The sequence below is a fragment of the Streptomyces sp. NPDC107528 genome (genome assembly GCF_055639295.1).
On sequence record NZ_JBVKAV010000018.1, the window covers coordinates 24,478 to 36,532 of the forward strand.

General features: G+C 65.5%; 8 protein-coding genes and 3 pseudogenes. 6 read left to right on the forward strand and 5 right to left on the reverse strand.

All coding sequences use genetic code 11. The features are described from left to right. Nucleotides 1–332 precede the first annotated feature (332 nt). The 3 genes and pseudogenes from ACZ7L5_RS41735 to ACZ7L5_RS41745 all read left to right on the forward strand — a co-directional run bounded on the left by ACZ7L5_RS41735 (nucleotide 333) and on the right by ACZ7L5_RS41745 (nucleotide 1,717). Complete coding sequence (locus ACZ7L5_RS41735) at nucleotides 333–737, forward strand: hypothetical protein (protein ID WP_471523910.1); 405 nt, start codon at nucleotides 333–335, stop codon at nucleotides 735–737. Nucleotides 738–965: 228 nt separating this feature from the next. Continuing rightward, a pseudogene (locus ACZ7L5_RS41740) lies at nucleotides 966–1,262 on the forward strand (helix-turn-helix domain-containing protein); the annotation flags it as partial. A 29-nt stretch (nucleotides 1,263–1,291) separates the two neighbouring features. Then, on the forward strand, nucleotides 1,292–1,717 hold the full coding sequence (locus ACZ7L5_RS41745; RefSeq protein WP_471523912.1) for a TIGR03618 family F420-dependent PPOX class oxidoreductase: 426 nt from the start codon (nucleotides 1,292–1,294) through the stop codon (nucleotides 1,715–1,717). Nucleotides 1,718–2,764: 1,047 nt separating this feature from the next. Here ACZ7L5_RS41745 and ACZ7L5_RS41750 read toward each other — a convergent pair. From ACZ7L5_RS41750 to ACZ7L5_RS41770, 5 genes and pseudogenes are all read right to left on the reverse strand, one after another. Then, entirely contained in the window at nucleotides 2,765–3,214 is a 450-nt protein-coding gene (locus tag ACZ7L5_RS41750) for a TnsA-like heteromeric transposase endonuclease subunit (RefSeq protein ID WP_471523914.1), read from the reverse strand. A gap of 363 nt (nucleotides 3,215–3,577) precedes the next feature. Beyond that, nucleotides 3,578–4,300, reverse strand: coding sequence for a dienelactone hydrolase family protein (locus ACZ7L5_RS41755; RefSeq protein WP_471523916.1), 723 nt, complete (start codon nucleotides 4,298–4,300; stop codon nucleotides 3,578–3,580). Between the two features lie 569 nt (nucleotides 4,301–4,869). Continuing rightward, nucleotides 4,870–5,160, reverse strand: a complete 291-nt coding sequence (locus ACZ7L5_RS41760; protein ID WP_471523918.1) for a hypothetical protein — start codon at nucleotides 5,158–5,160, stop codon at nucleotides 4,870–4,872. A 224-nt stretch (nucleotides 5,161–5,384) separates the two neighbouring features. Next, nucleotides 5,385–5,762 (reverse strand): hypothetical protein, encoded by a 378-nt coding sequence (locus ACZ7L5_RS41765; RefSeq protein WP_471523920.1) that lies wholly within the window; start codon nucleotides 5,760–5,762, stop codon nucleotides 5,385–5,387. Then, nucleotides 5,755–6,378: pseudogene (locus ACZ7L5_RS41770) on the reverse strand (RNA polymerase sigma factor). The gene ACZ7L5_RS41765 and the pseudogene ACZ7L5_RS41770 overlap by 8 nt, the downstream one beginning before the upstream one ends. A gap of 447 nt (nucleotides 6,379–6,825) precedes the next feature. Here ACZ7L5_RS41770 and dnaE point away from each other — a divergent pair. The 3 genes and pseudogenes from dnaE to ACZ7L5_RS41785 all read left to right on the forward strand — a co-directional run. Then, on the forward strand, nucleotides 6,826–10,425 hold the full coding sequence (dnaE, locus tag ACZ7L5_RS41775; RefSeq protein ID WP_471523922.1) for a DNA polymerase III subunit alpha: 3,600 nt from the start codon (nucleotides 6,826–6,828) through the stop codon (nucleotides 10,423–10,425). After that, nucleotides 10,422–10,781: a DUF6300 family protein gene (locus tag ACZ7L5_RS41780; RefSeq protein ID WP_471523924.1), complete on the forward strand. Its 360-nt coding sequence runs from the start codon at nucleotides 10,422–10,424 to the stop codon at nucleotides 10,779–10,781. Before dnaE ends, ACZ7L5_RS41780 begins: the two co-directional genes overlap by 4 nt. Before the next feature lie 195 nt (nucleotides 10,782–10,976). Further along, nucleotides 10,977–11,519: pseudogene (locus ACZ7L5_RS41785) on the forward strand (hypothetical protein); the annotation flags it as partial. Nucleotides 11,520–12,055 lie beyond the last annotated feature (536 nt).

Sequence of the window (12,055 nt, forward strand, 5' to 3'; positions counted from 1 at the left end):
GAGAAGCAGAGGTACAGCCCACCGCAGTGCGAGATCACCTGGGGCCCGATACACGTGTTCCTTGTACGAGGGTGACGCATCGCCGCGAGCGATCCCGCGCCATCGCGATCAAACGCAAGATTATGCCACCCGCTCAGCCAAGGCGACAGGGCCCGCGCAACGGCCGCACCCTTGGCCAGACGGGGCAAGCGGGACTAGGCACCGATCCGACAGCGACCGAACCCGATCTGATGAATCGAGGCGAAGAAGGGCGCAAATACGCCGTCGCGGCGTATACCGACCCCTCTGATCGCGGTGTGGAGTAAATTCCCGATCGTCCCACAACCCCTTCGATGACGGGAAACCACCTTGGAAAGGCCGCGGCGACTCTGACCGCCCTCACATCAATCATGGTCATAAATTTCGCTCCCGTCGCCTCTGCGGACAGGGCAAAAATTATGAATGACCGCGATCGGGTCAACTACGCCGACAAGGATTCTTCTTCGTATGTGAAGATCAGCGTCAGCCAGGCGGTCTATCGCTACGGTCCGTACGAAAAGTGCCGCGAGAAAGGAGGACTGCAGCATGAGGACGGATGGAAGATTGATTACCACTGCTTCGTCATCAATTCCTCCGGGAAGGTGTGGACGCATGCGGGCTTCATCCCTCCGGGCACACCGTCCATTGAAATGGGCTGGATTTATGGAGGAAATATCCCTTCTGGCGGACCATTAAGAAATGCTGAATCCGTGAGGTAGATACGCTCGGCCGGCAGGCGAAAGACGGGATTGAGGTCACAAAAGCGCGCGAGTCACTGAGCTGTTTCAGCGTGGCCACTGATCGGGTGACACTGGCGATGTGCGCAACGCACGAGGCTCCCGTGCCGTTGGGGGAGGTGTTCGAAGTCTAAGCTGCAGGCATAGGAGCCGCGTTGGTTCTGTATTCTGCCGTTCGATGTGCGCCATGCCCTGGTCGAGTGGGTCACCATGCTCATCATCACCTGCGAGGGTGACCGCCGTTGCCAGCTCCCGCCGCACCAGCGTCCGTTGGTCGGCCTGGTCGGGCTGGCGCCGGCGCGACTACGTCGCCCAGGGCGTTGCCGAGTTCGGCATGTCCGTCGGCACCGCGCACGCTCACGTGGCAGTTGTCGTCGACCTGCCGGCCGACCGCGCGCCCGGCCTGCTGCGCGCTCTGCGCGAGGCAGATCCGGACTACGTCCCGCTGGATGGGACGCTTGCGGGTGCGACCAGGTCGGCGACAGCCGAGCCGACTTCTCCCACAAGCTCCCACAAGCAAAGAGAGGCACGAGAGCATGAGCATGAGCGAGTCGGAAATGGATGCATTCCTCACCCAGACCTTCCCCACTCCACTCGGAGTCGTTGCAACCTTGCGTCGTGACGGATCACCACACGTCATCCCTGTATGGTTTCTGTGGGACTCAGGCACTGTGAAAATCTGGACGACTGAAACACGCGTCTGGGTGCGCAACCTGCTACGCGATCCGAGGATCGCTTTCTCTGTCCAGACCTTCGAGGAGCCTTACCCGGCAGTCATGATGCGAGGAAGCGCAACCGTCGCTACGGCAAATGATGTCCCCACGGTCGAGCAGGCCCGGGCGATCTCCCGCCGTTATCTTCCTTCCGAGGAAGTTGAGGACTACGTGGCCCGCTGGTCGGACCTACGCACCATCGTCACGATCGTCCCAGACCACATCGTGTCCTGGTCAGCCGGAGGCTGAGGCTCAGCTCAGTAGGGCGCCCCGGGCAACTCCTGTACCTACGGCAAGTCGGTGGCCGAGCTGCGCTCATTGCCCATGAGGCCATGACGTCGGCGCGCGACCGATGGCCCAGGATGAAACCGCCTGCAGAGCTACTAGACAGACAGCCGAGGCCGTACCGGGCTTTGTGCGGCCCCGCACTCAGCACCGCGTGCTTTTAGGTCCATGGGGCAGGACCGTCGCCAAGGCACGAAGTCAGCAGGGGCCACACCCAGCGGATCCAGGCAACCGGCGCCGGCTGGCACCTAGCGGCGCTTCTTCGGATACGGCCTGTGGGGGATCAGACTCTGGAGTGAAAAGCGACGGGCGGCGGCCCGGTGGGAGAAGCGGTTCCAGCGACTCGTCCACCTGTGCGTCGGTCCAGTCGACAGATGTGGGCTCGGTGTTCTCATTGCGACGGGCGTCCAGGTCATACGTGTCAATGGGACGGTGGGGGCGGTGACTGTGCAAGGTCAACTCCGCCCTCATCGTCTCGCTCTTCACCAGTCAGGCAGTCGGGGTGGGAGTTGTCGGGGTGAGGGTCGAGAACAGGCCAGGTGCGTGCGGACGTCGGCGGCGGAAGCGAATAGGACGGGGGAGTCCTCCCGTTCGTTGTTGTTGATCCAGTAGCCGCTGCCCGTGTTCGTCGGCCAGCCGCACCAGGATGCCGGAGAGACCGACCACGGTGTGCACTTGCCGTCGAACCTCACCCGGTCACCGGGCCTAACCACCAGCGGAGGTCTCATCAGGCCGGCACCCCCAGCTGGACCATGATTCGCGGCCCCAACGGATAGGATTCCAGGTCAACTTCCAGAACTCGGCGCCAGAGCAAGCGATAGAGAACCGTCAGCACAGCCAGACGGTCACGGACCTGGTCGGCCCCGGCCAATCGGGCCTCCGGCTCAGTGAAGGCCGCCGCCAAGTGCAAGGCGACAGCTTCCCGGTGGTTGCGCGGGTGCCCGGTAGCCAGCCAGCCACTTTGACGTTCGCCAACAGCACCGGATCGATCGCTCCCACCCGGCGAAAGGCTCAACCGGCGAGTTCGCAGGCCCGTGCGGTGGCTGCGAACGCCTCCGCATCGTCCGGCTCGATCCGATCGTCCGGACGGACATCCACCACCAGGCCGCCGCCGTCATCGAGTCGGGCGAAGAAAGCCGGGACGTGCCCGCGACGGCCCCGCCGGCCGGGCCAGAACAACCGCATCGACTGGCCAGCCAGAGCCGTGACCTGCGGATCGAAGTCCAGCAGCATCGCGTGGTGCCGTTCCAGGTGCGACTCGCAGGACAACGGCCCGGCCGTCATGGCCGCCCAGTAGTCACGGGTCGCGGACTTCTGCCCCTGGTAGGACTTGACCGTACGCACCGGCGACAGCCGCTCGAATCTCAGTGTCCAGCAGGCCGACAACGGCTCGCGGCGGCGTACGCAGTCCTCATCGACATACTCCACCTCGAACGCGGCCCTGCCCCAGCCTTTCGACATCCATCGCCCAGCCCTCGGATCGATCACACGGAATCGATCCAAGCGAAGTCGCCAGCAGACACCTCCGCCAGCGATGCGGCCTCAAACCACCCGCGAGAGGGATCAGCGCCTGAGACGGAGCATGGTCAGCGGCAACTCCAGCTGAGACGGCGGTCCGGGTCTGCCCAGGTCAGGAACGTGATGGCCTTGGACGAGCCAGGGCGCTGGGGGGCGCCGGGCGGAGCCGTTCCCGCCGCCGAGTGGGAACGCCCTCGCAGAGCACCTCGTCACAATTCCTCTGAGCTGCGGTGATGTCCCTCAAACCGGAGCCGGGGGCGGTCGACCGGCCTGGTTCGCAGCCCAGAATCGCGGTTGCTGACCAGATCACTCCGTAACGGGCATGCACTCGGTGAGCAGGTCGATGACGTCGCGCCAGGCGCGCTGCGCGTGTCGTGGGTGATAGCCGACGCCAGGGACTGTGGGGTGGTCGACTGGCGGGTGGTGGAAGGCGTGCAAGGCACCGCCGTAGACCGTGAGGCGCCAGTCGACGCCCGCGTCCTGCATCTCGGAGGTGAACGCGTTCCGTTGCGCGGGCGGCATGATCGGGTCTTCCGACCCGACCCCGGCCCACACCGGGCAGTGGATGCGTGCCGCCTCGCCCGGTCGGCCCGTGGTGGTCGCGTTGACTGTCCCGATCGCGCGCAGGTTGACTCCGTCGCGCCCGAGTTCCAGCCCGATGGCGCCCCCCGTGCCGTAGCCGATGGCGGCGATCCGGTCGGGGTCGGTCCGCGGTTCGGCGCGCAACACGTCGAGCGCCGCGTGGCCGATGTCCCGCATCCGATCGGGGTCGGCGAGCAGCGGCAGGCAACGGGCCAGCATCTCCTCGGGGTCACCCAAATAGCGCCCGCCGTGAAGATCGAAGGCCAGCGCTACATAACCCAGCTCGGCAAGCGCATCGGCCCGGCGGCGCTCGACGTCGCTGAGCCCCATACCCTCTGGTCCGAGTAGCACCGCGGGCCGGCGGTCAACGCCGCCCGGGAGCGCGAGGTGTCCGATCATCGTAAGGCCGTCGGCCGGGTACTCGACCGTGCGCGTCGTAATCGTCATGAGACTGGACTGTAGCGATTGTCGAGCCCGGTCGGGCCGGTGTTCTGCCGTTGGCAGAACACCGCGGTGTGCCTCTGAAATGCGGCGATGGTTCACAAGATCAGGAGGTGGATCTGCCGGGTCTTCCGCCGGGGACCGGCGCCTACACGACGAACAAGTCGGATGCGAAGGGGTTCGCGGAAGCGTTCGCTCAACTCGACGGCCAGTAGAGGGAGCCTCCGCGAGCGCAGAGCTGGGGCGAACCCGACTGAGCGACAACATCGCGTGAGAATCAGTCTCCGCCCCGGCCAACTGCGACAGTGTCACGTGAGACGAGCCGCGAATCCAACAAGGTCATGTCAGACAGCGAGAACATCGCGAGAGACGGGACGCATCTCTCCACAACCTGCAACTCCTCGTGAATCGCCCTTCGAGCCGCCGCAGGTGAAGCGGCACCTGCTGGCCGACGCGGCCCAGCAGGCCCTTTGTGGAACGTGTACGGCTACAGCTCCCACATCGGCCGACCCGGCCGCGGGTCGCCGTGGCGCGCGAGGCGTTACGGCGACCGGCGGCCCGAAGGGCTCGGAGAGTCAGGGCCGTTGCCCGATGCGGTCCACGACGCCCATCTGCTCCCGGCTGCGCATCTCGTCATATCGGTCGCGGGGCGCGAACTTGCCGTCGACGTAGTCGGCGGTGCCGCCCGTGGACCGCATTCCCAAAAAGGCGTAGGTCGTCGGATCGAAGATGAACGCGAACGTGAGCTCCGGGTTGGTCACCGCGATGCCACGGCGGCCGAGACCATCGACTGCCCGACTGTCGAATCTGATGCCCGGAATCCTCGCGACGGCCTCGAACAGGGCGGCCTCCAACCCCGGCGGCATGACCGAGGAACCACGAAGGCCTGACAGGCGGTTACGAAGGGTGAGCTCGTTCCGAGCCACTGAAGGAGCTTGTCCGGGTCCGTCGGCCACTTCGATAGCTCGGCGTACTCGGTCGGCGGCGACATCACCTGGTGTTTGCCGAGCGGGGGATCGTTGCGAACCTTGCCGTACGCCTGGCGTCTGGACGGCTTGGAACCCGTCCACGGAGAGCCAGCTTTCGTTCGTCAGGTCTTGACCCGGCCGTCCTTCACAAAGGTCCGGGCGTACACGTAGTGGTCGTTGCGCGGAACCGGCAACCGGGCGCCGTCGGCCGGGGACCTGTCCGCGGCGCGGTGCAGCAGCTGCGCGGCGCTCAGCGTGGTCATCCGTGGGGCATCCGCTCCCCTGTCGCGCTGGGTGGCGACGACGCTTCCCGCCACCCCAACCGCGGCCGTTCCGACGCCGGCGACGGCGACCCTGAACATGAGCCGCCGGGACAGCCCACGCGGACGGCGCTCCCGGACGATGGCGCTCTGCAGGCGGGCGCGGGTGGTGGAGCGGGCATCGTCGGTGAGCGGGGGCACATCAGCCTGCAGTTCACGCATGATGGTGAGGTCATCCACGAGCAGTCTCCTCGGTCTCCTCGTGAAGGGCAGTGGGGTCCGACCCGTCCAGCGCCGCACGCGCCTTCGTCCGCGCCCGGTGCAGGCGTGAGCGCACTGATCCGACGGGGACGCCCAGTGCCTCGGCGACCTCCATATAGTCGAGGTCGCCCCACGCGATCAGCAGCAGCACATCCCGATGCCGGGCGACAACGCAGGGAGGGCGCCGGCCAGTTCGGCGCGGGAGTCTCCGCGCCGAACTGGCCGGCACTCGATCCGCCAGCGGAGCGCCCTCCGCCGGGGCGGCGGTGGCGACCCCGGCAAAGGTTTGAGACGACGAGCCTCGACACGTCGGTGCGCGCCGACGAAGTTTGTGACGATCCCGTACAGCCAGGGACGCGCCTGCGGTCGCGAACAGGTCATCACGCCGTCGCTGCTGAAAGGCGATCACGAAGGTCTCGGCCATCAGGTCGTCGACAGCTCAGGTGCCTAGCCGTCGGGCCACGTACCGGTGGATGCCGTCGGCACAGCGGTCGAAGAGGACCCCGAACGCGTCGGGCTCGTTCCAGGACCACTCGATGGCCGAGGCGTCGGAAGCGGAGTCGTCCCACGCGCTGACGGCGGGGAGAGCTCCGATGCGCGGTACGGCGGTCAATGACCACCTTTCGCGGTCACGGCTTTCCTCAGGGTCGCGGGCATGGTCGACTGCTGTTGGCCGATGCCCCGTTCGAGTTCCCGTTTCTAGCCCATAGATTGGACTCATGAGCTCATCCGCAGGCCACCCGTAGGTGTACTGCGGGCGTAAACCCGCCACACCGGGAGCCCAGCTTCCGTCACATGCAGCCCGCCGGGCTTCATCCTCGCTGGGTACGCCCTAAAGCCTGATGGCCGGGGCGTGGTTCCAACAGGCAACGCACATCGTTTGGTACTCGCAGGGTCGTGACGCGACCTCATTGCGCCCTACGGCAAGGCCATCGGTGTTTCCTCATTTCGAGGCTGGCAGAAGGGCCGAGGTGCCGAGTCTGGTCTCCGTCTGAAGGATAGGGTGTGGGCTTCCCGCGATCGCCTCGGAGGTGCCTGCCCGGTGGCTGACAGCTTTGTTCACCTGCACAATCACACTGAATACTCGATGCTCGACGGCGCGCAGAAGCTGAAGCCGATGTTCGCCGAAGTCGACCGTCAAACCATGCCCGCGGTGGCGATGTCCGACCACGGCAACATGTTCGGTGCGTACGAGTTCCATCAGGTGTCCAAGGGCTTCGACAACGTCAAGCCGATTATCGGGATCGAGGCGTACGTCGCCCCGTCCTCGCGCCGCAACCGCCGGCAGGAGTTCTGGGGGCCCGGCGGGCAGCGGGCCATGTCGGACGACGGCGAGGGCTCGAAGGACGTCTCCGGCGGAGGCCGTTTCACCCACATGACCATGTGGGCTCGGAGCGTCCAGGGCTTGCGCAACCTCTTCTCGATGTCCACCGAGGCCAGCTATACCGGGCAGTTCCCGTCCGGCAAGCCGCGCATGGACATGGAACTGATCAGCGAGAACGCCGAGGGCATCATCGCGACAACTGGTTGCCCCTCCGGCGCGATCCAGACTCGCCTGCGGCTGAACCAGTACGACGAGGCACGCAAGGTCGCCGCCGCCTACCAGGACATCTTCGACCGGGAAAACTACTTCCTGGAACTGATGGACCACGGCCTGTCCATCGAGCGGGACGTCCGGGACGGACTGCTGCGCCTGGCCAAGGATCTGAACATCCCGCTCTTGGCCACCAACGACGCGCACTACATCCACGAGGGCCAGGCGGACGCGCACGACAACCTTCTGTGCATCGGCGTGGGCAAGAACAAGGCCGACGAGAAGCGATTCCGCTTCCAGGGCAGCGGCTACTACCTCAAGACCGCGCAGGAGATGCGCAGCCTGTTCTCCGAACTGCCGGAGGCGTGCGACAACACGCTGCTGATCGCGGAACGAATCGAGTCGTACGACTCCGTCTTCGAGAACGTCGATGAGATGCCGCAGTTCCCCGATGTGCCGGAGGGGGAGACGCAGGAGTCCTGGCTGCGCAACGAGTGCCTGAAGGGCCTCGCCATGCGCTATGGCGCGCCTATTCCTGCTGAGGTGATGGAGCGGTTCGAGACCGAGATGTCGGTCATCGGCCCCATGGGCTTCAGTTCGTACTTCCTCGTGGTCGCGGACATCTGCAAGTACGCGCGCGACAACGGCGTTCCGGTCGGCCCCGGCCGTGGTTCGGCTACCGGCTCGATCGTCGCCTACGCGACCCGCATCACCGAGCTCTGCCCGCTCGAGCACGGCCTGCTGTTCGAACGCTTCTTGAACCCCGAGCGCATCAACCCCCCGGACGTCGACCTCGACTTCGACGACCGCCAGCGCGACAAGATGGTCCGCTACGTCACCGAGAAATACGGCGACGCGTACACGGCCATGGTGAACACGTTCGGCAAGATCAAGGCCAAGAACGCGATCAAGGACAGCTCGCGCATCCTCGGCTACCCCTTCAGCCACGGCGAGCGGATCACCAAGGCACTGCCGCCGGACATCATGGGCAAGTCCATCCCGCTGGACGGCATCTTCGACCCCGAGCACCCCCGGTACGGCGAGGCCGCCGAGATCCGGACGATGTACGAGAACGAGCCGGACGTCAAGAAGGTCATCGACACCGCCAAGGGTGTCGAGGGCCTGACCCGAGGCACCGGCGTCCACGCGGCCGCGGTCATCCTGTCCAAGACCCGGCTGACCGACCGCATCCCGCTGCACATGCGCGCTTCCGACGGCGTGAAGATCACCGGCTTCGACTACCCCAGTTGCGAAAACATGGGGCTGGTCAAGATGGACTTCCTGGGCCTGCGGAACCTGGGCGTCATCGACCACGCCATCCAGAACATCCGCGAGAACCGCGGTGTAAGACTCGCCTGCGTCGACCCGATGGACGGCGACCCGGACACGGTCGTCATCCCCCTCGACGACAAGACGACGTTCGACCTTCTCGGCCGGGGCGACACCTTCGGCGTGTTCCAGCTCGACGGCGGCGGCATGCGCGCCCTGCTCAAGCTCATGGAGCCGACCCGATTCGAGGACATCGCAGCCGCCCTCGCCCTGTACCGGCCCGGCCCGATGGCCGCCAACGCGCACACCAACTACGCGCTACGGCAGAACGGCAAACAGAACCCCGACCCGATCCACCCCGAACTCAAGCAGGCCCTCGACCCGATCCTCGGGTCCACTCACCACCTGCTCATCTTCCAAGAGCAGATCATGGCCATCGCCCGGACCCTTGCCGGGTACACCCTCGGCGGCGCCGACATGCTGCGCCGCGCCATGGGCAAGAAAAAGCCCGAGGTGCTGGCCGCGGAGTGGGAGAAATTCCACGACGGCATGAAGGCCAATGACTACTCAGAAGAGGCCATCAAGGCCATCTGGGACGTCATGCTCCCGTTCTCCGGATACGCATTCAACAAGTCCCACACCGCCGGATACGGCCTGGTCTCCTACTGGACCGCCTACCTCAAGGCCAACTACCCGGCCGAGTACATGGCCGCGCTGCTGACATCCGTCGGAGACGACAAGGACAAGGCCGGCATCTACCTGGCCGACGCCCGCAAGCTCGGCGTGACCGTTCTACCGCCCGACGTCAACGAGTCCGTCGCGGAGTTCGCTGCCATCGGCGACGATGTGCGCTTCGGTCTGCGGTCGGTGCGCAACGTCGGCGACAACGTCATCGAAGCGATCATCGAAGCCCGCAAGTCCAAGGGGAAGTTCACCTCGTTCGCCGACTTCCTGGACAAGGTCGACCTGCCCGCCCTGAACAAGCGTGCAGTCGAATCGCTCATCAAGGCCGGCGCCTTCGACTCCCTCGGCCACACCCGCAAGGGCCTGACCGCCGCCCACGAAACGGCCATCGATGCCGTCGTGCCCCTGAAGAAAGCCGCCGCATACGGGCAGGACGACCTGTTCGCTGGAATGAGCGCCGACAGCGGCGGCGAGGAGGCCGGGTTCGGACTCGAAGTGCCCATCGACGAAGCTGAATGGCCGCGCAAACACCTCTTGTCCACCGAGCGGGAGATGCTCGGGATGTACGTCTCGGCTCACCCACTGGACGGCACCGAGCACATCCTTTCGGCGAACCGGGACACCACCATTCCCGACCTGGTGGCCTCTGGCCGCACCGAAGGCATGGTGCGGCTGTCCGGACTGATCACCGGCGTTCAGCAGAAGATGACCAAGCAGGGCAACGCGTGGGCCATCGTCAACCTGGCCGACCGTGACGGCACCATCGAGGTCCTGTTCTTCCCAGCCACGTACCAGCTCGTCGTGGGCGCGCTCGTCGAAGACAGCGTGGTCTCGGTCCACGGCCGCCTCAACGACCGCGACGGCACACTCTCCATCTTCGGGCAGGAACTCCACGTACTCGACATCACCGCAGCAGAACGAAACGGTGCCACACCCGTTCAACTCATCCTCCCCTACCACCGCATCAACGAGCCCACGATCAAGGAGCTCAAGCGGATCGTGGGCGCTCACCCAGGGGACAACCCAGTCCGGCTCGCCGTGCGAGGAGTACAGAAGACCACCGTGTATCAGCTTCACTCGACAGTGAACGCGGCCACGATCGCGTCCGACATCAAGGGTTCCTTCGGACCGGACGCATGGCACGGCGTGGCATGAGCGATGACGGAAACGACGCAGCCACAATCCTCGTCAAGATCGAAGACACTCCGCTGTGCCCGCAGTGTGCCGGCTCCACTCTGCTGCTCGCTCAATTCCCGCACACCTGGGCGAACGGCCGTGGAGAGGACGTCTCAGGCCGCAGGGAAAACGTACTGTGTCCAGGCTGCGATCAAAGGGAGCCGCCTGCGGCCGAACTACTCGCACTGTTCGCTACCCACGACCGGATAGGCCCAGTGAACATGGACGTCTTTGGCGGGCTTGTTGCGGCCTGGATCCAGTCGGTGCGGCAGCACACCACCGACGAAGAGGCACTGGACGCCGAGTTCGAGCTGTGGAAACGAGGCGAGCTGTAGCCCCTGGCTAGGTGCATGTTGATGCGCCATGGGGACGTCAGTGGCTCTGGGGTGAGAGGCAGCTCTGGTCGACTTCTACCGACCTGGACGAGCTGATGTTCTCCTCGATCGACGGTGTGTCCGTGCAGTCCGTGAGGGGACCGACCCTGTCGTCAGGGTCGAGGCCAGGCGACGGCCGGGCGGGCCGCCTGCCCGAGGTGTGGGTGCTGGTCAGCTCGAATACATGGCTACCATCTGCGGTTTCCCCGTGATCTGCCAGCGATCGGCAAGTTCGTCGAGGTGCTGTTACGGGAGCGGCGTTTCGTCTGCGTGGGTAGGGCTCCTGCCACGCAGACTTGCCGACCAGGCGTCCGAACTCTCCCCGCCAGTCCGGTCGGCGGACCGACTGGCTGTGATCAACTCTTGCCTCGGTTCGGTCTCGCGCTCGCGGGCCGGCGCCCGGATAGCGGACGCGTTCGGGGCGCCGGTCAGCCGGAACACCCTGCTGAGGCTGATCACCTCGCTGCCGAATCGGCCACCGCCACGCCCCGCGTGGTCGGCGTCCACGAGTACACCCAGCGCACGGACCGCATCTACAGAACTGTGCTCGTCGACGTCGAAACACGCCGCCCTTATCGACCTCCCGCCGGACCGGGAGACGGACCTCGCGGCCCGGCTCACGGAGCGGCCCACGCCACCTCCACGCGCTCCTTGACGCTGACCACAGCAAGCGGTCCGTCACCCGGCAACTCGGCATGACCCTCAACACCATTCTGCGCTTCTCCCGGGCCACCACCCCGCAGGAGTTATTCACCGGCCAGTGGCAAAGCCGTGTGACCAAACTCGACGCCTACAAGCCCTACCTCGGCCAGCCCTGGCAGCAAGGCTGCAAACGCCTGGAGACTGGGGGAAGAGATCAAGGAACAGGAGTACCCGGACAGCTACGGCAACGTCCGCAGGAATCTGCGAGGCAAGCCCAACCGGTGGGACCCGGCCGCTCTCAGGCCTCGCTGGTCACGCGTTGGATCCTCCCGTCCCAACGCCCTGAACGAAAACGACCGGCTCCAGCTCAAGGCCCTGTAGTTCTGGCGACGAGAGCCGCAGCGGCTACTGCTTCGACGCCGTCTCCGCCATACACGCGTGCTCCAGAGTCCGTGGCTTGATGGAGTGCCCGCTCGAGCACATCGGACCATACCAACGCCGCTCAATGGCGCCACGCCCGACAGATCATGGAAGCCCTCGCACCACCCATAGATCACTAACGGTGCCGATATCACAAGAAGTGAACCTGAGCC